Raw genomic sequence first — 22,152 nt, 5'->3', positions numbered from 1 at the left:
GAAAAGATCAAACGCATGCAACGCGTGGCCACCCGGTATGACAAAACCGATGTTTCATTCATGGCTTTTGTCCTTCTTGCCATCTGCACTTTATCCCTCAGAAACCAATTTTAAAACACGCCCTAGGCCCGCAGCGCCGCAACGCAGCGTGATTTCGAACTCGGGAAGCTACGGCATGGCGCGGATATGGAACAGGACGCCGCGCATGCAACTCCAAATGCCTCAATGGATGTCCCGCAGATTCAGGGAGACGCGCCGATTTTTCCAGAAGCCCATCTGCCGGCCTCCTTGAGTCGGCGGGAGAAACAAGAATGCATCGGCTTTCCTTCTCGTTTCATGCATGATCCGGGCCTTGCGCTGTCCGGCCGTCTCTAAGACGCCGCCCGGCAAAGCGTCCCGGCATCTGGTGAGGTCGGGAACGTCATTTCGGATTCTGAATTGGCGTGCCGGAGTCTCCGAAGTCTCGTTTCGGATTCCGAACTGGCGTGCCGGAGTCTCCGAGGTCTCATTTCGGATTCCGAACTGGCATGCCGGAATCTCCGAGGTCTCATTTCGGATTCCGAACTGGCATGCCGGAGTCTCCGAGGTCTCATTTCGGATTCCGAACTGGCATGCCGGAGTCTCCGAGGTCTCAATTCGGATTCCGAATTGGCGTCCCCGAGCCTCCGGGTTGTCATTTTGGATTCCGAAATGACGCGGGGGAGCGAGGTTTCTCCTTGGCAATGAAGGCGGAAGGCACAACAAAGGCGGCCGGCAAAACCACGGAGGGGCGAGTGAGGAGAGCCGACGAGTCGTCGGCATGACGTCCAATGAGCGACGACTCGTCGCTACTCCAAAAAAAGGGCCACGCATTGCGCGTGGCCCTCGTGGGTGATTGGAGTGAAGGGCAAACGGACTGCAAAGCCCGTTCTACGACACTCAGACCGTGCCGAAGATGGTCTTGCCGGTGCTGAGGAGGTCGTTGCAGGCTTCCTTCATGCGGTCGCAGAGGCCCTGCTCGCCCTTCTTGAGGTAGGAGCGCGGGTCGTAGGCCTTCTTGTCGCCGATCTCGCCGTCGATCTTGAGGACGCCGTCGTAGTTTTTCATCATGTGGGCCACGATGGGGCGGGTGAAGGCGTACTGCGTGTCGGTGTCGATGTTCATCTTGATGACGCCGTAGCCAAGGGTCTCGCGAATTTCTTCAAGCGGGGTGCCGGAGCCGCCGTGGAAGACGAGGTCCATCTCGGCAGACGCGCCGTGCTTGTCCATGACCGCCTTCTGGCCATCGCGGAGGATGGTGGGCTTGAGTTTGACGGCGCCGGGCTTGTAGGAGCCGTGGACGTTGCCAAAGGTGGCGGCGAACATGAAGCGGCCGATGCCGTTGAGAGCCTCATAGACGGCGACCATGTCCTCGGGGGTGGTGTAGAGCTTGTCGTTCGCGACGCCGGAGGTGTCGTGACCGTCTTCTTCACCGCCGACGACGCCCGCCTCGACCTCGAGGATGATGTCGAGCTCGGCGCACTGCTTGAGGAGGTCCTTGGAGACTTTGATGTTCTCTTCGAGGCTGAGCTCGGAGCCGTCGAACATGTGGGAGTTGAAGAGATTCCCCTTCCCGGCTTCGCGGCGTGCCTTGGTGGCGGCGAGGAGCGGCTTGAGGAACTTCTCGACGTTCTTCGGATGGCAGTGATCGGTGTGCAGGGCGACGAGGACGTCGTACTTCGCCGCGAGAATGTGGACGGCCTCGGCGAGCACGATGGCGCCGAGGGCCATGTCCTTGACCGCGGTGCCGGAGGCGAACTCACCGCCGCCGGTGGAGACCTGGATGATGCCGTCGGACTTGGACTCCGCGAAGGCCTTCAGCGCGCCGTTGATCGTGGGCAGCGAGGTGACGTTGATGGCCGGGTAGGCGTAACCGCCTTTCTGGGCGGCATCAAGCATGGCACGGTATTGGGCGGGAGTGGCGACGGGCATTTTGTGGGGTGTGTTAGGGAGTTGAGCGGCCGAAGGGAGCAAGATTCAGGCCGGGTGCAAGAGTGGCTTCGGCAGGAGCACTGAAGCGCTCTAAGTTAGACGTGATGAGTTAAAAACGGTGAAATCTCAACCCGCAACGGTCCATCACCGCCAGCGCCCCCATCACCCTTAACCCCTAACCCTTAACTCCTTTCCCATAACCACCTTGACGCCCGACTGTTAAGGTTCTTTAACTAGTGGCTCTTCCTTCACCCGCAATGCCGCCTCTTGAATCCATCCTCTCGCCCGGCCTGCAATACGGTCTAGATCACGGCAATCTGACCTGCTGGATCATCTGCGGCCTTTTGCTGCTGCTCTCGGTGACGAGCTGGGCGGTGATCCTGAGCAAACACTTCCTGCTCTCCCGCGTGCAGCGCGCCAACCTCTCCTTCCTGCGCGAGTATCGCGAGAGCAATCACGCCCTGGAGCTTTTCCAGCGCCGCGAACATCACGAGTACTCGCCCTACTATCACATCTACCACGCCGCCTGCCGGGAGATGGCATGGTATCTCCTCGGCGAAGACGAGCCGGGGGACACTTTCGCCGCACGTCTGCAAGGTGCTGGACGCATCACTCCCTCCCAAATGGGCGCGGTGCAGAACGCGATGGAGCGCAGTGTGGCGGAGGCGGCCCTGCGGCTCGAAGCGCGCATGAGCTGGGTGGCCACCTCGCTGAGCGGAGCGCCGTTTCTCGGCCTGCTGGGCACGGTGTGGGGCATTCTGGACACGTTCAGCCAGCTCGCCACGAAGAACGGGGCCCTGGATCTCGCCACGCTGGCGCCGGGAGTCACAACGGCGCTCGTCACCACGGTGCTCGGCCTGCTGGTGGCGATCCCGAGCATGATCTGCTACAACGGCATTGTGAGCCGCATCCGCGGCATTGTGGTGCGCCTGGACAACTTCGCCAGCGAGCTGAGCGCGGGCCTGGACCGCACGTTTGTCGATCACCGCTTCAGCAACGAGGTGCTGCCGAGCATGAGCGCGCTCGGCAGCCCGTCGATGCCCGCCTTCTCCGGCTCGAACGCCTCCCCCCTGCCCTCGGCGATGCACGCCTTCCACTCCCGCGCATGAAACGCCACTCGAACCGCCATCAGCTCCGGCTCATCAGCGAGATCAGCCTCACGCCGCTGCTCGACCTGGTGCTGGTGCTGCTGTTTGTGTTCCTGCTGGCCGCTCCGTTGCTGAAATCCACCAGCGTCACAGCTGTCGCCGCCGCGCCCGTTCCGCAGCCGGCAGTCACGCCTCCTCCGGCGCAGACCATGACGCTGCTGGTGAACAAGGACCTGTCCGTCACCTTGAACGGCGCGATGCTCGCGCGCGCCGATCTTCCCGCCTCGCTCAAACAGCTCGCCCAGCAGCGGCCCGGCCTCGGCATCGAGGTGCGCATGCACCATGAGCTGCCGGTGCAGAATCTCGTGGAGACGATGCGGATGCTCGAAGCCGCCGGCATTCAAAAGACCGCCGTCACGACGCATGCCGAGGAACCCTGATCCCCGACGATGAAACGCAGCCGCCCCACCACGCTGGAGCCCATCTCGGCGACCATGCTTTTCATCATCTCGGCGCATGCGCTCCTCGTGGCCGCGGGATGGTGGTGGTGGAAGGAAAAACTCTCTGCTCCTGCGGACGGCGGCGGGACACGGCTGACGTGGATGAGTCCGGCCGATTTCAAGAGCAGCCTTCCGGCCGCCGCCCCGTCGTCTGTCATCATCGCGAATGCCCCGAAGTCCAAAAAGACCGGTACTCCGCCCGCCGCCGCGCCGAAGATCGACGAAGCTCCCGTGCAAAAGGCCACGCTCATCGCCCCGCCGCCCGCGCAGCAGGCCATGGAGCCGGTGTTGAACCCGACGGGCATGCCCTTGTTTGCTCCCGCCAATCCCGCGCCGAAGCCATCCGCGAACCGCAGCATCACCTTGCGGCGCGCACCGGGAAAATCAGCCCTCCCGCGCCCTGGCATTCCGGCCCCGCCGATCGCCAGCCCAACGCTGCTGGACGTCGCACGCCTCAACACACTGCGCCCTCCGCCGCTGCCCCAGCCGGGCGCTGCCGTGGCCAGTCCCGACGACTCGGTGGACATGGACGCCGTCGATGAGGCTGTGAACGCCGCCTTTCTCGCCGGGTGGACCGCGCCGCCCATCGACGCCGTGCCCGCCGCGCAACGTGAGGCCAGGCTGAACATCTCCGTCGGCAGGGATGGCGCCATTCTGAAGGCGCAGATGAGCAAGTTCTCCCGCTCCCACGCGCTGGACCAGTCCATTCTCGAAGCCGCCTCGAAGGTGAAAAAAATTTCCACGCCACTGCCTTCAAATTTCTCCAAAGAGAGCTACGATCTGGAGCTGAACTTCCTCCTCCTGCCCTGATCCCACGCATGAACGCTCGCGCGCTTTGTCTTCTCCTCGCCTTCGCCGTCCTCGACGGCACGCGGGCTGAGGCCGGCATGCTCGACACGCTGCGCGGCTGGATCGGTCTCGGAGACAAGGCGGATGCCGCCGAGCAGAAGAAAGCCATGCCGCGCCTCCGCATCGGCCCGTTCAGCGGCGGCACCGGGGCCAGCGCCCAGGAAACTCTCCGCAAGGAGCTGCTCGACTCCCGCGAATTCCTGCTCTCAGGAGCCGACGAGAAGTCCGACTTCACCATTGAAGGCTCCTCCATCGGCGGGCGTGTCACCGGAAAACTCCGCGACGCGAAGGGCAAGGAGTTGTTCCAGCGCAGCTACGCCGCGCCCGGTCTCGATGAAAACCTCAAGGCCTTCACGGATGACGTCATCTACACCATCACCGGCAGGCCCGGACTGGCCACCAGCCGCATCGTTTTCGTCAGCGACCGGAGCGGCAAGCGCCAGATCTATGTCTGTGATGCCGAGGGCGGCGACGTGCATCAGGTGACGCACGACAAGCACGGCGCGGTGTCCCCGTCGCTCTCCCCCGACTCCTCCTTGGTGGCCTTCACCAGCTACCGCAACGGCTTCCCCATCATCCGCCTGCTCGACCTCAATGTCGGCTGGGAGCGCGGCGTCACCGACACGCCCGGCAGCAGCTTCGGCTCCGCTTTCTCGCCGGACGGCACGCACCTGGCCGCCATGATGAGCTTCATCGGCAATCCCGAGATCTTCGTCAGCGATCTCGGATCGAACACCGCCGCATGCATCAGCGACTCCATCGGCGCGCCCGCCAGCCCCTCCTGGCATCCGGATGGCAAACAAATCGTCTTTTCAGACGACGACGGCAGCGGACCGAAGCTCTACATCGTCGATGTGCCGCAAAAAGAAGGCCAGGCATCGCGGCTCTACCGCTGGCGCACCGGCTACCACTTCTGCACTGATCCCGAGTGGTCGCCCGACGGGCGCAGCATCGCTTTCACCACACGCAAAGGCGGTGAATGGGCCGTCGCCGTCAAGCCCTGGCCGAGTGGCGGCACCCGCGTCATCCAGGCCGGCGGCGCACAACATCCCTCCTGGAGCCCGAATGGTCGCCTCATCACCTATGTGCAACATGGCGAGCTCTATGTGCATGATTTGCGCAGCGGCAACCGGCGCCAGTTGCTGCGCGGCTTTGGCCGAGTCTCCGAACCCCGCTGGATGCGCTGAACAATGATGAACTCTCCTCCAGTTCCAGAACGTGTGAATGTTCCCGCAGCATTCATCATTCGCCATTCATCATTCCTCCTTCTTTCCCTCCTCTCCTCCTGCAGCGGCATCTCCATGCCCGCCTTCTTCAAAAATCCCGCCTCCGAGGCCGTGGTGTATGCCCTCGGGCCGCGGGACGACTACGCATCGCCGTTGAATGACAGCCTCAGGCCCGCCTGCCCGGCGTTGTGCTTCCAGGATGACGAATTCAAAGTCTCCGAGGCGCACGAGCGTCCCATCCGTGACCTCGCCGAGGAGATGGAGAAGGACAAAAAGGCCCGCCTGCTCATCGCCGGCTACGCGCCGCCCAACCTGCCGCAGGAGCATGCGCGCTCGATCTCCGACCGGCGCGCCCTGGCTGTGCGCCAGCGCTTCATCGAGCTCGGCATCGAGCCCGCGAATCTGCAAACGGTCGGTTACGGCAACGATTTCTCGCCCAGCGGCCCATCCTCCTCGGTCGTCGTCATCTACTGGCAGAACTGAGGTTTTCATCGTCCGTTCGTTTGCCGCCACGGCTGGCAAGATCACCACGGATCACCCGTTTTTTTCGCCCCTCAATCATGCTCTCACGCAAAAACCTTCTTCTCGCACTTTTCCTCGCCGCGCCGCTTCTCCTCATCGCCGCCAAGCCTGACAAACCCAAAAAAGACAAAGGCCCGTTTGAAGTCGCCAAGCCTGCCTTCAAGCCGGACTACAACCAGCCGCCCTTTGACGCCGCCACGGCCAAACCGGAGCATCTCGAGCCTTCGATGTTCAAATTGCCCGAGGGCCTCGAAATCACCGTTTGGGCCACCTCGCCGCAGCTTTTCAATCCCGCGAACATGGACATCGACCACGCGGGCCGCGTGTGGGTCACGGAAGGCGTCAATTACCGCCGTCACAGCGGCCGCAGCCGCGGGGGCGATTGTGTTCGCGTGCTGCAGGACACCGATGGCGATGGCAAGTGCGACAGCAGCCATGTCTTCGTGCGTGAGAAGGAACTCGAATGCCCGCTAGGTGTCGCCGTGTTCGACAATGTGATTTTTGTCTCGAACACGCCGAACATCATCAAATACACCGATGTGAACCGCGACCTCAAATTCGACCCCGCGGTGGATAAGCGTGAGATCTTCCTCTCCGGCTTCGAACAGCCGCAGCATGATCACAGCCTACATAGCGTGTATGCCGGCCCCGATGGCCGTCTCTACTTCAGCAACGGCAACTGTGGTGCCGAGTTCAGCGACAAAAGCGGCAACACCTTCCGCATCGGCGGTGCCTACCTGAACAACACCTACACCGGTGAGAAGAGCGATGACGGCCATGTGTATGTCGGCGGCTTCACCGCCAGCGTCGATCCGAGCGGTCACAAGGCGAAGATTCTCGGCTTCAACTACCGCAACAGCTACGAAGGCGTGCGCACGAGCTTTGGCGACATGTTCCTCAACGACAACGATGATCCTCCCGCCTGCCGCGTGAGCCATCTCATCGAAGGTGGCAGCTTCGGCTTCTTCTCCGCCAATGGAAAACGCCAGTGGCGTGCCGACAAACGCCCCGGCCAGTCCATCCCCGTGGCTGAGTGGCGTCAGGAAGACCCCGGCATCATCCCCGCCGGCGATGTCTATGGCGGCGGTGCCCCCACCGGCATGTGCTTTTATGAAAACGGAGCCCTCGGCGAGAAATGGAACGGCCTGCTCCTGAGCTGCGAAACCGGGCGCAATGTTGTCTTTGGCTACCTGCCGAAACCTGATGGCGCAGGCTTCAAACTCGAGCGTTTCGACTTCTGCACCACGAACACCACCGGCGTCTTCAAAGGCAGTGATTTCGTCGGCGGAGCCAACAACCTCTCTGATGAACGCCAGACGCTCTTCCGTCCCTCCGATGTCTGCGTGGGTGCTGATGGGGCCATCTACATCTCCGACTGGTATGACAAGCGCACCGGCGGCCATCAGGACACCGATGAGACCTGCAGCGGCACCATTTACCGCATCGCTCCGAAGGGCTTCAAATCTCAAATTCCGGCCATCAATTTCGACACCGTCGAGGGCCAGCTCGCCGCTCTGCAATCGCCTGCCAACAACGTGCGTCATGTCGGCTTCACACGCTTGAAGGAAGCCGGTGATAAGGTGCTTCCGCAGGTGTTGAAGCTGCGTGATCATGCGAACCCCTATCTTGCCTCGCGTGCAGTTTGGCTCGCGGCCCAACTCGGCGAGCAGGGCCTCATCGCCACGCGAAGCTGGCTGGAGAGCGATGACGCCACCAAGCGTCTGGTGGCCCTGCGTGCCATCCGCGCCGCCACGGACGACGGCATCGACTTGATCGCCACCATGGCGGCCGACCAGTCACCCATGGTGCGCCGCGAGGTCGCCGTGGCTTTGCGTGATGTGCCAGCCGCCCAAAGCGTGCCGCTCCTCGTGAAACTCTCACATCACATCGACGGCGGTGACCGCTCGCTGCTTGAAGCCTGGGGCATCGGCTGCAACGGCAAGGAGGAGGCCGTCTGGTCCGCCCTCAAGCCCGTGGGCGAATGGAATGACGACTTTGCGCACATCACCTGGCGTCTTCATCCCGTCGCCGCCGTGCCTGAGCTGCAAAAACGCGCCGCGGATGCCAGGCTCACGCCGGAGCAGCGCAAGCTGGCCCTCGACACGCTCGCCTTCATCCCGGACGCCTCTGCCGCGAAGGCTGTGCTCGCGTTGGCGAAGGACAAAACCTCGCCCATTCATGCCGATGTCATGTGGTGGATCATCAAACGCAGCACCGACGACTGGAGCAGCTTTGGCATCGCCGAGGAACTCAAAAAGGAAGGCATCTTCGATCCCGAAAGCGCCAAACTCGTCGAGATCATCACGCCGCCCGCTGTGCCGGGGGCGTATCAGGTCGCGGATGTCTTGAAACTCACCGGGAACGCCAAAAACGGCGCGCAGCTCGTCACCCGTTGCGTCATGTGCCATCAGTTCAACGATCAGGGCGTCGAATTCGGCCCGAACCTCGACGGCTGGGGCCGCAGCCAGCCCGCCGAGATCATCGCGCAGGCCATTCTGGAGCCCAGCAAGGACATCGCGCACGGCTACGACGGCCAGGAGGTCAAAACGAAGGAAGGCGTGACCATCCACGGCATGCTGCTCACCGATGGCGACATCATGATCATGCGCAGCATGGGCGGCGTGAACCAGTTCGTGCCGAAGAGCCGCGTGCAGAAGCGCGCCAAGCTCGACCGCAGCCTGATGCTCAGCGCCTTCCAGCTCGGCCTCAGCGCCCAGGATGTGGCTGACATCGTGGCGTACATGAGGGGTGGCAACTGAGCGCCGCCACACCTCAAAACGGCCAGCGATACGGCGCGTTGTGGATGAGCTTGCTCTTCGGATAAGCGGAGATGCGAACCTGGTTCTTTGAGTTGCCGCTGAGCAGCCACACATTCGTCGCGTCCAAGGCATGCAGGAAGCCGATGTGGCCGCTGTTGGCCTGATCGGTCGTCAGCGGCTGCAAAATGCAGATCGCACCATAGGTCGCGGCCAGCGGGCGGCCCCAGCCCCACCAGTCGGAGACTTTGGCGCTGCCCTGCGGCCTGTAGCCGGAGCGCAGTACGCACCAGTTCACAAAGGCGGCGCACCACGCCGTCTCATCATGCAGCAGATTGCCGCTGATGCCGCAGCTCTTGAGGTATTCGAGGATGCGCGGGTTGTCGCCCTGTGCCCATTCCTGCACGCCCTGCTCCATGATGGCGATCTGCATCCACGGCGGCGGCGCGGAGAAACTTGTCGGGGCGGAGGCGGCTGTTTCAGGCGGCAGACCGGTGACTGTGCCGTTCACGTTCACGATCTGGCCCGGAAAGAGCACCTTCCAGTTTCCCGTGCCCCATTCGACCAGTCCCGGGTTCATTTTCTGAAACTGGGACAGAGTCATGCCGAAGGATTTCGCGATCTTGCCCGGGTTATCTCCTGGTTGGACGGTGTATTGAGCCATGCCTGGATGAATGCCTCCCGTCGCTGAAAAAGCCAACGCTCAATTCAAGCCGCCAGCTCGTAATGCGGTCCGACCACCTTGCCACGCAGTCGGGCGGCCTTGGCCCCGGCCTGGTCGTGCTCGACCAGACCATCGCGCAGTCTGATGATGCGCGTGCAGCGCTCCACCATGCGCTCGTCGTGGGTGACGAAGACGAGCGTCTTGCCCTGCTGGTTGAGATCATCGAAGAGATCGAGGATCTCCTTGCCTGATTTGGAGTCGAGGTTGCCCGTGGCCTCGTCGGCGAGGATGACGAGCGGATTGTTCGACAACGCCCGGGCGATGGCCACACGCTGCTGCTGGCCGCCGGAGAGCTCGTTGGGTTTGTGATAGAGGCGGTGCTCCAGACCGACCTGCGTGGCAAGGCGTGTGCCCGTTTCGATCATGTCGGCGTCCTTCGCACCACCGTAATACATGGGCACGGCGATGTTTTCGATGACGCTGAGCTGCTGGATGAGATTGTAGCTCTGGAAGATGAAGCCGAGATTGCGGTTCCGTGCCTCGGAGAGGTCGTCATCGTCGAGATGGGCGACATTCTGACCGCCGAGGAAGTAATCACCGCTCGTCGGCTGGTCGAGGCAGCCGAGCACATTCAGGAGCGTGGACTTGCCACAGCCTGAAGGCCCCATGATACAGACGTACTCACCGGGATAGATTGAGAGCGAGACACCTTGGAGCACGTGCTGGGTGATGTCGCCCATCTGGTAGCTCTTGCGGATGTCCACCAGCTTGATGATGGGATCGGCGGATGGCATCACGGTTTCGCTGCGGCGATGTCCTTGGCGGGCTTCGGCTTTGCGGGAGTCTCACCGGCGGGCTTGGCCTTTCCGCCGCCGTTGATCTCAATCTCCGACTTTTTCGGCAGCGTGAGCGCGACGGGCTCGCCCCCTTTCAAACCATCCCGCACCTCGATGAACTCGTCATTGAACAAGCCGGTGCTGATCGCGCGCCGCTCCAGCGCGCCACCGTTGTTGATGTAACAGAAGTGCTGGTCCTGCTCGACCTCGACGGACTGCACCGGCACGTAAAGCACGTCAGCAAGCTGGTCCACGATGATCTCAACCTTGGCGTTCATTCCGGGCTTCATCCACGGGTGGTAACCGTTGATGTGAATGGTGCATGGATAGACCTTCAAGTTCGGCGTGTAGCGGCTGCTGGTGGAATCCGGCAGCACGGCAAGCTCCGCGACGCGTCCGTCAAGCTCCTTGCCGGGCTCGGCATCGACACGCACCTTCACCGGCTGGCCGATGCGGACTTTTTTGATCTGCGACTCATGCACGTTCACCTTCACGCCCATCTGGCTCATGTCCGGGATGGTCAGCATCGTCTGGCGGAAGCGCACACTCGCACCTTCCTCGATGGGATAATTGTAGTTGTAGCTGGAGCCGGCGTTCAGGTCGCCGTAGGCCACGAGCCCCGGCTGCGCGGCCTTGATGACGCAGGCTTTGAGCTGGCGCTCCAATTCCTCGCGCTGGGTCAATTCCATCTCGTAGCGACGCTTTGCGGTGGCGAACCTCGTCTCCGCCTGGGCCATGCGCGAACGGTTCGCGCGGATGGTGCGCTGGAGTTTTTTTAGCGCCTCCTGATAGCCCGCCACCAGAGTCGAGCACTGCTTGTTGAACTCATATTTTTTGAACAAGGCGAGCTGCGTCTCCGCCGTCTTCACCGCAAGCTCGACTTTCTCCAGGTTGACCTGGTCGTTCTCAAGCTGCGCCTGTGCGATGAATTTCCTTTCAGCAAGACGCTGTGATGCCTCGGCCTTCTGGCGGGCCACGGCCAGTTCTGATTTTCTGAGCAGCAGCTCATCCTCGAGCTGACGGAGCTTCTGCTGGGCCTCGCCATCGTTTTCCGCTTTCTGCTCCAGAAAGGGGATGAAGTCGATGCGCTCCGAGCTCGCAGGGACACTTGCCTTCTTCTGCGCGGGCTTGGCCTTGTCATCGACCTTTGGTTTGCCGGCATCAGACAAGACAGGCGTGTTCGCCTGTGTTTCCAGCACGGCGGCATATTTGTCGAACTCCTCGACATTTTTTGGCAATCCTGCGGCGGCAAGAATGGAGGCGGTGACTTCGCGGCCGAGATATTTTTCAAAATCCATCAAAGCGAAGACGCCTTCCTGCTGGGCGTCGCGCACGAGGCTCTGGTTTTCACTCTTTTGGATTTCACGCCCCTCGTCCGCGTCGATGTAGGCCGAGACCGTGGTCTGGAACTCGATCTCGTGCGACTGGATCTTGGTTTTGAGGTCGGTGCTGTCGAGTTCGATGAGCACCTTGCCCTCCTTCACATCCTCCTCGGTGATGAGGTAGCCTTCAGGGATCAGGCTGAGGATTTTTGTCGGGATTTCGATCTCGCTCTTCACCTCGGTGTTTTGCAGGGCGCGGATTTCACCACCTTGGAGCACGTTAATCTCCAGAGGTCCCCGCTGCACCACAAACGTCGGCACCTGATGCTCCTCCCCTTCACCGCCGGACATGAACCACCAGCCCGCCACGCCCAATGCGGCGGCGGTGGTGATGGCGACAAGCCCCTTGATGGTCTTTCCCTTCTTCATTCTCCCTTTGGCTTTTCGCTTTTTAATACGTCCACCCACGAGCCGTCTTTCTCGATAAACAGGACGCCCATGTCGCGCCAGAGCTGCAGACGCGCCAACGCGTGGCTGATCCGCGTGGAAACAATCAAGTCGCGGGTGCTGTTCATGTCGCGCTGCGCATCGACGAGGTCGATCGCCGTGCCCTGCCCCTCGGCGTTGAACGCCTCCTCGACTTCAAGACGCGCCGTGCTGATCTCCAGGCCGCGCTTGGCCAGTTCATACTGCTTGCGCGCCACTTCGAGGTCGCGCCAACCGGCTCGCACATCACGCCGCACCCCCTCCTCTGCCAGTTCCAGCTCACGTCGTGCGCGCTGCTCGGCGATCGTGGCGGAGCGCAGAGAGTTGCGCTCGGGCTTCTGGTTCAGGTTGAGGTCAAAATTCAGCCCCAGGGTGGTGCTGCGGTTGCGCGGCGTGAGCGTGAAATCGTTGCGGTCCGGATTGTCGAGGATGTTGTAGTTCACCAGCGAATTTACAGAGGGCAGGATGTCTTGTTTGGCGATCAAAACACGACGGTTGGCGTCCTCCATGCGGTCGCGTGTGTTCCAAAGGTCCATGCGCGCGGTCAAGGCAGTGTCGATGGCCTCGTCCAGCGTGCCCTTCTGGTCGATGATCTCCAGATCGCTCATGTCTTTGTAGTCGAGGACGATTCGCTCCGTCACCGGCAGGCCGAGCTGGATCTTTAAGTCATCCAGCGCCTGCTCGTAGTTCCGCATCGCCGTGATCCAGCTTCGCTGGAAGGTGATCTGCGATTGAAGCAGACGCCCCAGGGACGATTTGCTGCGCAGGTTCGCCTCCGCCATCGCCGTCTCACGCTCCACGACCTTGTTGAAAGCCATGTAGGCGATGTGCGCGTTGCGAGCCGACTCGCGTGTCTGGATGGTGCGAAAATACTGCGTGGCCACGTCCACGGCGAAGGTCTTGCGATACTGCGTGAAGTTGCGGATCGCGTAGAGCACGTTGCGCTCGCCCTGGGTGAGCACTTCCGAGGCGGCCAGATACCCCGCGCCGCGCAACAGCGGCTGTGTGAGAGTGAATCCAAGCTGCGAGTTGCCGGAATCACGGCCGCCGGTGAAAAAGCGAATAAAGTCCGTCGTGAGATTCGTCGCAAGGCGCGCACCGGTGCGGGTCAGCGCGGAAAAGCCGAGATCGCCGCTCGTCGTAAGCGTCGAGGTGCGCACGAGATTGTTCACGCCGCTCTGCACCTTCGTGCTGTCCAGCATGCCTGATCCGCCGCCGGCGAAAATCGGCGTGAACTGCTGTCGTGTGAGCGTCAAGTCGAGCGCGGCGAGATAGACCAGTTCCTTTTGCAGAAGGTAGTTGCGGTTGCGATGGACCGCGAAATTCAGCGCGTCCGCCAGGCTCAGCACGCGTGCGTTTTCCTCGATGAAGGCCCGGTCGCCGAGGAACTCCACCTTGCCCACGTTCTTGCGCAGTTCCTCCATCCGCACCGGTGGCGGCGGGGTGATGTCCAGAATCGCCTGCCCGGAGTTCGGCACCTTGCTGGCTTTCTTGCGCAGAATGCCGAAGACCTCCTTGTCCGCCCACTTTTTGTAGGACGCCGCCGTGCAGCCGGTCAGCACCAGCGCGACAAGCGTCAGCGACGCGACGGCAGGATGGAAAAGGCGGTGTTTTGACATGAGTTCTGTGGCCGGAGCGTGGATACTCCGGAAGATTGGTTTCGGGGGGCGATGCAATACGGGATTTTCACCCCGTGTCTATCGCTGGAAAACAAAACCCCTTTGCCACGGTTGAAGCCGCCGCTACTATCCTGCCCCACCCATGTCCGACGAACCCAAAGTCGCTGAAGCAGAAGAACTCCTGAAGGAGACCTCCGGATCCCCCCCGACCCGGAAGACGCTCATCGAGAAGCTCGACAACTGGGACGATTGGGCGAGCTGGGACGAGTTCTACCGCACCTACTCGGGTTTCGTGTTTCATGTGGCCCGCAAAACAGGACTCAGCGACGACGAGGCCAGCGATGTCGTGCAGGAGACCTTCATCGGTGTCGCCAAGAACCTTCAAAAAAAGAAATTCGACACCAGCCTCGGCTCCTTCAAATCCTTCCTCCTCAACCAGGCTCGCTGGCGCATCCTCGATCAATTCCGCCGGCGCAAGAAGCAGCAGAGCCGCGAAGCCAACCTCTACGCGGGCGAGGAACAGGACGAACGCCGCACCTCGCCGATCGACCGCTGTGCCGACCCGAACGGTGTGGCCCTCGAAAAACTCTGGGAAAAGGAATGGCAGGACAAGGTGATGGACATCGCGCTGCGCCGTGTGCGCGCGCTCGTCTCGCCTCGACAGTTCCAGATTTTCTCCTGCTACGTCATCAAAGGCTGGAGTCCAGAACGCGTGAAGAAGGAACTCGGCGTCAACGCGGCGCAGGTCTATCTCGCCAAGCATCGCGTGGGCCGCATTTTGAAGCGTGAGGCCGCGAAGCTGGCAGAGACGGAGCAGTGAGGCGGTCAAAGGTTGGAAGTTAAAAGTTAGAGGTTAAACGACAAACGAATTGGCCTCCCTGCGAGCATTCCCGACCTATAACCAATCACTCATAACGCTTCCCTCCTGAAAGCGTCCGCATCCCCATCGCGTAGCCGTTTCATGCTCCGCACTTTCGCCTTCCTCCTCATCGTCTCAGTCCTCCGCGCGGCCGATCCGGTGGCGCTTTTCATCGAAGGCTACGCCGGTCAGCGCAGCGTCGCTCAAGGCGAGGAAATCCCCATCCATGTCAGCACCACGGCGGCGAAGTTTGAGATCGAGGTCACGCGACTCGGCGCGAAACGCGAGATCGTGTGGAAGAAGGCTGACGTGCCCGGCGCGGCACATCCCGTGCCGGAGGATGCCTCCGCAAACGGCTGCCGCTGGCCGGAGAGCGTGCGCGTGCCCGTCGGTGCGGAGTGGAAAAGCGGCTACTACGAGGTCGCCTTCCGTGCGGCGGATGCTGGTGGCAAATGGACGCATCGCGGTGCACGCACGGCCAGCAGCAGCGCGTGGTTCATCGTGCGTCAGGCAAAGCCAGGCAGCACCTCGAAGATCCTTTTGCAGCTCTGCTCGAACACCTACAACGCCTACAACAACTGGGGCGGCTTCTCTGTGTATGCCTACAACAGCCTCTCGAAAAACCAGGGCAGCCGCGTGAGCTTTGAGCGGCCCGGCCCCTCACAATTCGCCCGCTGGGAGTTGCCCTTCGTCATCTGGGCGGAGCAAAACGGTTACCCGCTCGAATTCGCCGCCAATGACGACCTCGAATTCCGCCCCGAGATGCTCACGAACTACAAACTCGTGCTCAGCGTCGGCCACGACGAATACTGGAGCACGCCGATGCGCGACAACCTGGAGGCCTGGATCGCCAAAGGCGGCAACGTGGCCTTCTTCAGCGGCAACACCTGCTGTTGGCAGGTGCGCAGCGAGGCGGAGGGCCGCGCCTTCACCTGCTTCAAGCAGAACTACCACCTCGATCCCGTCTTCCAGACCCGCGACTTCAAAACACTCAGCACCGCGTGGAGCCATCATCTGCTCCAGCGTCCGGAAAACCAGCTCACCGGCGTCGGCTTCCTCTGGGGCGGCTACATGCGCAGCCACGGCCAGTTCATGGACGCAGAGGCCAGCTACATCGTGCACCGCCCCGACCACTGGATCTACGAAGGCACCGGCCTGAAGCGCGGCGACCGCTTTGGCGCGAAGGACACCATCGTCGGCTACGAATGCGACGGCTGCGAACTCGAGTGGCGCGACGGCCTGCCCTTCGCCACGCACAAAGACGGCACGCCGAAGAGCTTCGAAGTCCTCGGCACCTGCCCCGTCCGCTGGCACCCGGATGATGTCGAGTGGTATGAGAAATGGGAGATCGGCCGCACCGGCGCCGCATGCCTCGGCCTCTACACGAACACCGGCACCGTCTTTACCGCCGCTACCACCGATTGGGCGCATGGGCTGCAAGGGAATGACGCGCATGTGGTGCGCATCACGAAGAATGTGCTGGAGAGGCTGGGGAGGTGATGGCCTGCCAGAGTCAATTACATGATCCTAAAAATCTCTTCAACCGGATCAAGGATCTCATCCTCGCCTTCGCGAAAGGCCTGGATTCGGCCATCTTGAGATACCTTGATACCCATGCCGAGTTTTGATAGTGCTTTCGCTGCTGCAAGACGACCGCCTCCAGAACTTCCACCTTCAACTTTCAAAATTGCACCAACAGCGAGAATTCGCCCTTTGTGATCCAAGATTGTAGCACCATCTATTGCCAGCAGCTCTTGTCTTAACCGACGATCCAATTTGTGAAACGGACGGTCTGCAATCATCGCTGCCAATGCTTTCGCTTTTTTTGAGTGGGCAGGCGAAAGGTAATCAGATGCTGAAGTTGCCACTGACCTCCACTTGTTGTTTTGAGCGGCTACTACCAAACCAATGCAGGCACCTGTTCGAGCAAATGAAGCATCCAACGCACTTTCATAAATTGCGGTTCTAACGTCCATATCACTTGGACGCCCCATTTGAGTTAACAACGGCGCATGTTTCAAGTAGTGCCAGCGTCCACTTCGCCTGGCAAAAACCAGTTCGCGGCTCCTGAAAATTAAAATATCTCCACTACGATTCAGCACCACGGCGACACGTTCGTTTTCGGCCCATTGAGCAATTGCTTGCAATCGATTTGGCGCAAATGATGGAGGTGCTTCTGGATGTTCGAGCTGTTCATGCCCCGCGATCCTACCGATGAAGTCACACACAACCATGGTATCAAATCCGTTGGACATGACTGCGCTGAAATCGTCGTGGCAGACATCGTGAAAGTTAACCTCGCTGGCTTTAATAGCTCGGTCGAAGCCGATTGCCGCGGCTATCGGCCTCCCTTCGTATTGCCTACCTGACCAAACAGCCATCTGATCCAGAACAAATAAAAGAGCCTCTTCTTCATCCTTTTTGGCACACAGCGACTTCGCAATCACACGTCGAGGAAACATCGCAGCCAGATCGGCTTGATACCAACTATTCAAGCCTGCCTGCATATTCCCCACCACTCTGACAAAGGCTTTGACCAGATCTATCTCGGTAAGCTTGCCTTCACCTAATCCATCAAATGCCTGGCTTCGTTTCAGATGAAGCCTTTAAGCATCTTCCGAACGAGCCTTGAATGCGATTGTGCATGGATCAACAAATGCCACTTGTGACTCTCTGGAAGATGACTTCACGCTCTTGGAGTCAATCGAAGCGCCGCTAAACCAAGGAAGCAGGTGAACTTTTGCGAGGTGCCTTAATTGAGATTCTTCCATAAACTCTGTTTGTGATCATGCTCGGCCAAGACGCACCTGCCAACAGGAAAGCCTTTCAAAGCTTTCCACGTAATCCCCGCATGAAACCCACGCTGCTCCTTCTCGCGCTCACGCCCTCCCTTTTCGCCGCGGAGAGGCCGGAGGTCACGGTGCTGCTGCAGACGAAGTGGGAGGAGACGTTGACGATCACTGTCGACACGAGGAAGTAAACATGGTCAGCAAAATTGAACCTGACAGATATGCTGACACGGGTTTTGCCGTGAAGGACACCACGCCGGAGGTGAACGCGATGCTGTTCGCCGCGATGATGCGCCAGACGCCCGCCGAACGCCTCCTCATGGGCTTTGACATGAGCGCGACGGCCCGGGCGATGGTTTGGAGCACGATCCCCGCGGAACTGCCCGAGGACGAACGCCGCCGCGCCTTCTACCTCCGCTACTACGGTGAGCCGCTGCCGATACCGGCCCAAACAGGTATTTGACAGTTCCAGCCTGGCAAAGCACACTGGCCGTGGAATTGCCGCCGACCCGATAAAGGCACCGTATGGAGCACTTTCCGCGAGGATAGGGTCGGCGGACTCCAATTCACCGGGGCCAATGAGCCACCTGCATTTCGCGATGAGAGATGATCCGTCGATAGACAGCGGCATCCGGCTTGTCAGTCAAAGAGCGGGCCACCGCGCCGCATACCATGTCGGCAAGCTGGAGAAGGTTGTTTTTGTGGGAGTCCTGTAGCTTCACCTTGTGAATCAGCGATGTCCCGTGGGCTTCCGCCTGGACTTTGCGACGAAGGTAAGAGGTGAGTTCGCGGCGTAGAAGCTCGGTTCCTTGTCCATCCATGACCACGGTGGCGTTCCTCAAATACGGCTTCGCCAGCTCAAACACCAATCCGCAGGTGTAGCGGTACAATTCAGCGGGCGTTTTCACGCCATGATCGGTAAGGCCCGCCTTGTCGAGCACGACAGAGAAATAGAAGAACTCGAAGCAGGCCACTTCACGCAAAAACCTCTCCCGCCAGGCTGGCTTGAGCTTGTAGAAGTGAAATTCAAATTCAGCCCGCAGGCCGAGTTCCTTTTTCAATGCCTGGATTCGCTCATCCACGGCCGTTGCTTGCTCACGATCCTCGATCAGCACCAAGGTCACAATGAATCGGGGCGAGGTGGCTTTGCAGGCCATGTTCAGACCTGTGTCTCCAGATTCATCAATGAAAACGAGCATGGCGAATTTCGGTGGAACAGCTTTCTAGGTGTCTCTGAGAGGGCCCGCAAGCCCCAAGCGTAATCCCCGCATGAAACCCACGCTGCTCTTTCTCGCGATCACGTCCTCGCTTTTCGCTGCGGAGCGGCCGGAGGTCACGTTGCCGCGGCAGACGAGTGGAGACACGGCGGTGCAGCCGAATTGGGAGGAGACGTTGACAATCACTGTCGGCACGAAGGACGCGGACATCATCGGCAGCGACCAGCGGGCCATTCAGGCGGCGGTGGATCATGTGGCGAGACTTGGCGGCGGCACGGTGCGCATCTTGGCGGGCACGTATCGACTGAGAAACGCCGTCTATCTGCAAAGCGGCGTGCATCTCATCGGCGAGGGCGAGAAGACGGTGCTCATCAAAGAGTCCTCCACCACCACACCGCTGAAGCTCGACAGCGACTGGTATGACCAGGAGATCACGCTGCACAACGCCGCGGGCTTCCGCATCGGCGATGGCGTGTGCCTGCGGGCGAAGGACGCCAAAACCGGCCGCCAGACCGTGATCAAGCGCACGCTCACCGCCCGCAGCGGCAACCGCTTCAAGCTCGACAAGCCCCTGCGCGAAAACTTGTGGCAGATGAACGACGCCACCTGCTCCACGCTCTTCCCGCTGCTCAGCGGCGAGTTCGTGGACGACCTGCGCATCGAAAACCTCGTGCTCGATGGCAACCGCGAGCACAACGCCGAGCTCGATGGCAATTACGCCGGCTGCATCTTCCTCCAGGACTGCAACCGCATCCACATCCGCGGCGTCACTGCCCGCAACAACCACGGCGACGGCATCTCCTGGCAGATCTGCCACGACGTCGTGGTCGAAAACTGCGTCAGCGAGAACAACAAGAACCTCGGCCTGCATCCCGGCAGCGGCTCGCAGCGGCCCGTCATTCGGAACAACACCCTGCGCGGCAATGACATCGGCATCTTCTTCTGCTGGGGCGTCAAATACGGCCTCGCCGAGCAAAACACGATCGAGGGCAACCGCGTCGGCATCTCCATCGGCCATCGCGACACCGACAACCTCATCACCGGTAACACCATACGCGACAGCAAGCTCAACGGCGTCCTCTTCCGCCCCGAGCGCGGTCCCGACTTCGCCGGCCACCGCAACCGCATCGAGCGCAACACCTTCATCGACAACGCCCCCGAAGGCGGCGCCGTCATCGACATCCAGGGCGGCACCGAATCCATCACCATCCGCGACAACACCTTCACCGAAACTCGCGGCGGCAAGAAGCGCGAGGTGGTCAAACAAGGCCCCGACACGAAGCAGATCGTCGTGGAAGGCAGCCAGACGAAGGGATTGTGATTGTCACTTCATCGCGTTCGTGATGAACTTCGACCGCTCGCGCCGTTTGAGTGCGGTCACTTTCCAACCATGAAACAAAAGCTTCTCCTCGCCTTCTTCGCCACAGCCCTCGCTCAGGCCGAAGACATCCGCCTGCAGCCACCGAAGGATCTGAACGGCTACTTTCCCTTCAATCCACCTTCATCGCTGAGTGAATGGGATCAACGTAAGGAGCAGGTGCGGCGGCAGATTCTGGTGGCGGAAGGTTTGTGGCCGATGCCGACGAAGACGCCGCTCAATCCAGTCATTCATGGCAAGGTCGAGGGTGACGGCTTCACGGTGGAGAAGGTCTATTTCGAGAGTGCACCCGGCTTTTTCGTCACCGGCAGCCTGTGGAAGCCGAAGACGATCAAAGGCAAGGTGCCAGGCGTCATGTTCGCGCACGGGCACTGGCAGGATGCGCGCTTGTCCATCGCAGCGGATGATGTGGTGAGACGTGAGATCGCCGCCGGAGGCGAACGCTTTGAACGCGGTGGCAAAAGCATCTTCCAGTCACTTTGCGTGCAGCTCGCCCGCATGGGCTGCGTCGTGTGGCAGTGGGACATGCTCAGCGACTCGGACTCCATCCAGTTCTCGCGTGAGATCGTGCATAAATTCGCCAAACAACGGCCGGAGGCCAACACGGAGGAGAACTGGGGCCTCTACAGTCCGCAGGCCGAGTCGCATCTTCAGTCCATCATGGGTCTGCAAACATGGAACGCCGTGCGCGGCCTCGATTTCCTGCTCTCGCTCCCGGAGGTCGATCCCGAGCGCACTGCCATCACCGGTGCCAGCGGCGGCGGCACGCAGACGATGCTGCTCGCGGCCATCGATGACCGCATCAAGCTCTCCTTCCCCTGCGTGATGGTCAGCACGTCGATGCAGGGCGGCTGCACGTGTGAAAACGCCTCGCTGCTGCGCATCGGCACCGGCAATGTCGAATTCGCAGGTCTCTTCGCGCCAAAACCGCAGGGCATGAACACGGCGAATGATTGGACCAAGGAAATGGCGACCAAGGGCTTTCCTGATTTGCAGAAGCTCTACGAGACGCATGGCAAGAAGGACAACGTCTTCCTCCTCCGCGGCGAGCACTTCCCGCACAACTACAACGCCGTCACCCGCTCGGCGTTCTACACCTTCGTCAACAAGCACTTCAAGCTCGGCTTCCCTTCACCAGTGATCGAGCAGGACTATGAGCCGCTCACCAAGGAGCAACTCACCGTCTGGGACGACAAGCATCCCGCACCGAAGGCCGCCGATCCCGAGTTCGAGCGCAAGCTGTTGAAGTATTTCGCCGAGGATGCTGAAAAACAACTGGCCTCGTCTGACCCGAAAGTCCTGCGTCAAGGCATCGAAGTCATTCTCGGCCGCACCTACGACCAGGCGGGCGAGGTTGAGTGGTCGCTCAAGGACAAGCAGGATCGCGGCAATCACCTCGAAATGACCGGCGCTCTGACCAACAAGACGCACAGCGAAGAAATGACTGTAACTTGGCTGTATCCAAAGCAGTGGAACAACCGTGTCATCGTTTGGCTCGACGACAAGGGCCGCTCAGGCATCGCCAATGAAGAAGTGAAAGAGCTCGTCGCCGCGGGGAATGCTGTCGTCGGCGTCGATTTGCTCTTCCAAGGCGGCGAACCGGTCAAACAAACCCGCGTCGTGGCCAATCCACGCGAATTCGCCGGTTACACCTTCGGCTACAACCACACCCTCTTCGCCCAACGAGTGCACGACGTGCTCAGCGTCGTGACCTTCTTGCGCAAAGCCAAGGTGGGCAGCCATCCGAACCCGAAGACCCTCTGCCTTGCGGCTTTCGGCCCGCAAACCGGCCCGATCTCCGTCGCAGCGCTTGCTTTGGCCGGTGAGCAGGTGGATCGCGCCGCAGTCAGCACGCACGGCTTCCGCTTTGGCAAGGTGCTGGACTATCGCGATCCGATGTTCCTACCCGGTGGAGCGAAGTATCGCGATCTACCCGGCATGCTGTCGCTTTATGATCAAAAGCGGCGCTGGGTCGCGGGCGAGAACGAAGATCGCAAGCCTCCGGCGATCGACTGGTTGATGCAGTGACCAAAAAAACAAGGGGCCAAACGGCCCCTTGTTTTTTTGTTGGTTGAATTCAGGCAAGCTCAG

20 protein-coding genes are annotated in these 22,152 nt (G+C 60.8%); 13 read left to right on the top strand and 7 right to left on the bottom strand.

All coding sequences use genetic code 11. The annotated features are described in order from the left end of the window. Positions 1 to 186: 186 nt before the first annotated feature. The gene (locus ACILSE_RS11290; RefSeq protein WP_395717492.1) at positions 187 to 375 is read left to right on the top strand and encodes a hypothetical protein; all 189 of its coding nucleotides are present in this window, start codon (positions 187 to 189) and stop codon (positions 373 to 375) included. Between the two features lie 543 nt (positions 376 to 918). Here ACILSE_RS11290 and fbaA read toward each other — a convergent pair. After that, complete coding sequence (gene fbaA, locus ACILSE_RS11285; protein ID WP_395717491.1) at positions 919 to 1,950, bottom strand: class II fructose-bisphosphate aldolase; 1,032 nt, start codon at positions 1,948 to 1,950, stop codon at positions 919 to 921. A 257-nt stretch (positions 1,951 to 2,207) separates the two neighbouring features. Between fbaA and ACILSE_RS11280 the strand changes: the two genes are divergently transcribed. The 6 genes from ACILSE_RS11280 (at position 2,208) to ACILSE_RS11255 (ending at position 8,894) form a co-directional block, all read left to right on the top strand. Continuing rightward, positions 2,208 to 3,059 (top strand): MotA/TolQ/ExbB proton channel family protein, encoded by an 852-nt coding sequence (locus ACILSE_RS11280; RefSeq protein ID WP_395717490.1) that lies wholly within the window; start codon positions 2,208 to 2,210, stop codon positions 3,057 to 3,059. Then, on the top strand, positions 3,056 to 3,478 hold the full coding sequence (locus ACILSE_RS11275) for an ExbD/TolR family protein (protein ID WP_395717489.1): 423 nt from the start codon (positions 3,056 to 3,058) through the stop codon (positions 3,476 to 3,478). The genes ACILSE_RS11280 and ACILSE_RS11275 overlap by 4 nt, the downstream gene beginning before the upstream one ends. A 9-nt stretch (positions 3,479 to 3,487) precedes the next feature. Next, positions 3,488 to 4,348, top strand: a complete 861-nt coding sequence (locus ACILSE_RS11270; RefSeq protein ID WP_395717488.1) for a TonB C-terminal domain-containing protein — start codon at positions 3,488 to 3,490, stop codon at positions 4,346 to 4,348. Positions 4,349 to 4,356: 8 nt separating this feature from the next. Continuing rightward, positions 4,357 to 5,574 carry a hypothetical protein gene (locus ACILSE_RS11265; RefSeq protein ID WP_395717487.1) on the top strand — a complete coding sequence of 406 codons (1,218 nt, stop codon included), beginning with the start codon at positions 4,357 to 4,359 and terminating at the stop codon, positions 5,572 to 5,574. Between the two features lie 114 nt (positions 5,575 to 5,688). Continuing rightward, a complete protein-coding gene (locus ACILSE_RS11260) occupies positions 5,689 to 6,096 on the top strand; it encodes an OmpA family protein (RefSeq protein ID WP_395717486.1) in 408 nt (135 codons plus the stop codon). 77 nt (positions 6,097 to 6,173) lie between these two features. Next, positions 6,174 to 8,894, top strand: a complete 2,721-nt coding sequence (locus ACILSE_RS11255; RefSeq protein WP_395717485.1) for a PVC-type heme-binding CxxCH protein — start codon at positions 6,174 to 6,176, stop codon at positions 8,892 to 8,894. Positions 8,895 to 8,907: 13 nt separating this feature from the next. Here ACILSE_RS11255 and ACILSE_RS11250 read toward each other — a convergent pair whose 3' ends face one another. From ACILSE_RS11250 to ACILSE_RS11235, 4 genes are read right to left on the bottom strand one after another with little or no spacing between them, the layout of a single operon-like run. Further along, positions 8,908 to 9,555, bottom strand: a complete 648-nt coding sequence (locus ACILSE_RS11250; RefSeq protein WP_395717484.1) for a LysM peptidoglycan-binding domain-containing protein — start codon at positions 9,553 to 9,555, stop codon at positions 8,908 to 8,910. A 44-nt stretch (positions 9,556 to 9,599) separates the two neighbouring features. After that, positions 9,600 to 10,349 (bottom strand): ABC transporter ATP-binding protein, encoded by a 750-nt coding sequence (locus tag ACILSE_RS11245; RefSeq protein WP_395717483.1) that lies wholly within the window; start codon positions 10,347 to 10,349, stop codon positions 9,600 to 9,602. Continuing rightward, on the bottom strand, positions 10,349 to 12,142 hold the full coding sequence (locus ACILSE_RS11240) for an efflux RND transporter periplasmic adaptor subunit (protein ID WP_395717482.1): 1,794 nt from the start codon (positions 12,140 to 12,142) through the stop codon (positions 10,349 to 10,351). The genes ACILSE_RS11245 and ACILSE_RS11240 overlap by 1 nt, the downstream gene beginning before the upstream one ends. Further along, positions 12,139 to 13,818, bottom strand: coding sequence for a TolC family protein (locus ACILSE_RS11235; protein WP_395717481.1), 1,680 nt, complete (start codon positions 13,816 to 13,818; stop codon positions 12,139 to 12,141). Before ACILSE_RS11235 ends, ACILSE_RS11240 begins: the two co-directional genes overlap by 4 nt. A 142-nt stretch (positions 13,819 to 13,960) precedes the next feature. Between ACILSE_RS11235 and ACILSE_RS11230 the strand changes: the two genes are divergently transcribed. Beyond that, positions 13,961 to 14,638 (top strand): sigma-70 family RNA polymerase sigma factor, encoded by a 678-nt coding sequence (locus tag ACILSE_RS11230; protein WP_395717480.1) that lies wholly within the window; start codon positions 13,961 to 13,963, stop codon positions 14,636 to 14,638. Between the two features lie 141 nt (positions 14,639 to 14,779). After that, complete coding sequence (locus tag ACILSE_RS11225) at positions 14,780 to 16,177, top strand: N,N-dimethylformamidase beta subunit family domain-containing protein (protein WP_395717479.1); 1,398 nt, start codon at positions 14,780 to 14,782, stop codon at positions 16,175 to 16,177. 17 nt (positions 16,178 to 16,194) lie between these two features. Here the strand turns inward: ACILSE_RS11225 and ACILSE_RS11220 are convergent, their stop codons facing one another. Continuing rightward, entirely contained in the window at positions 16,195 to 17,139 is a 945-nt protein-coding gene (locus ACILSE_RS11220) for a hypothetical protein (RefSeq protein ID WP_395717478.1), read from the bottom strand. Between the two features lie 389 nt (positions 17,140 to 17,528). Between ACILSE_RS11220 and ACILSE_RS11215 the strand changes: the two genes are divergently transcribed. Together ACILSE_RS11215 and ACILSE_RS11210 are read left to right on the top strand one after the other, a co-directional pair. Further along, positions 17,529 to 17,657 carry a hypothetical protein gene (locus ACILSE_RS11215; protein WP_395717477.1) on the top strand — a complete coding sequence of 43 codons (129 nt, stop codon included), beginning with the start codon at positions 17,529 to 17,531 and terminating at the stop codon, positions 17,655 to 17,657. A gap of 2 nt (positions 17,658 to 17,659) precedes the next feature. After that, on the top strand, positions 17,660 to 17,929 hold the full coding sequence (locus tag ACILSE_RS11210) for a hypothetical protein (protein ID WP_395717476.1): 270 nt from the start codon (positions 17,660 to 17,662) through the stop codon (positions 17,927 to 17,929). Between the two features lie 103 nt (positions 17,930 to 18,032). On the opposite strand, the gene ACILSE_RS11205 is transcribed toward ACILSE_RS11210, so the two are convergent. Next, entirely contained in the window at positions 18,033 to 18,665 is a 633-nt protein-coding gene (locus ACILSE_RS11205; RefSeq protein ID WP_395717475.1) for a DUF3800 domain-containing protein, read from the bottom strand. 70 nt (positions 18,666 to 18,735) lie between these two features. Here ACILSE_RS11205 and ACILSE_RS11200 point away from each other — a divergent pair, with 70 nt between their 5' ends. Then, entirely contained in the window at positions 18,736 to 20,004 is a 1,269-nt protein-coding gene (locus ACILSE_RS11200; protein ID WP_395717474.1) for a right-handed parallel beta-helix repeat-containing protein, read from the top strand. Between the two features lie 69 nt (positions 20,005 to 20,073). Beyond that, complete coding sequence (locus ACILSE_RS11195; protein ID WP_395717473.1) at positions 20,074 to 22,089, top strand: acetylxylan esterase; 2,016 nt, start codon at positions 20,074 to 20,076, stop codon at positions 22,087 to 22,089. Positions 22,090 to 22,152 lie beyond the last annotated feature (63 nt).

This window comes from Prosthecobacter sp., assembly GCF_044236155.1.
In the GTDB taxonomy this organism is placed as follows: Bacteria; Verrucomicrobiota; Verrucomicrobiia; order Verrucomicrobiales; family Verrucomicrobiaceae; genus Prosthecobacter.
The sequence above is the reverse complement of the archived record's forward strand: the minus strand, read 5'-3'. Positions and strand labels throughout refer to the sequence as shown.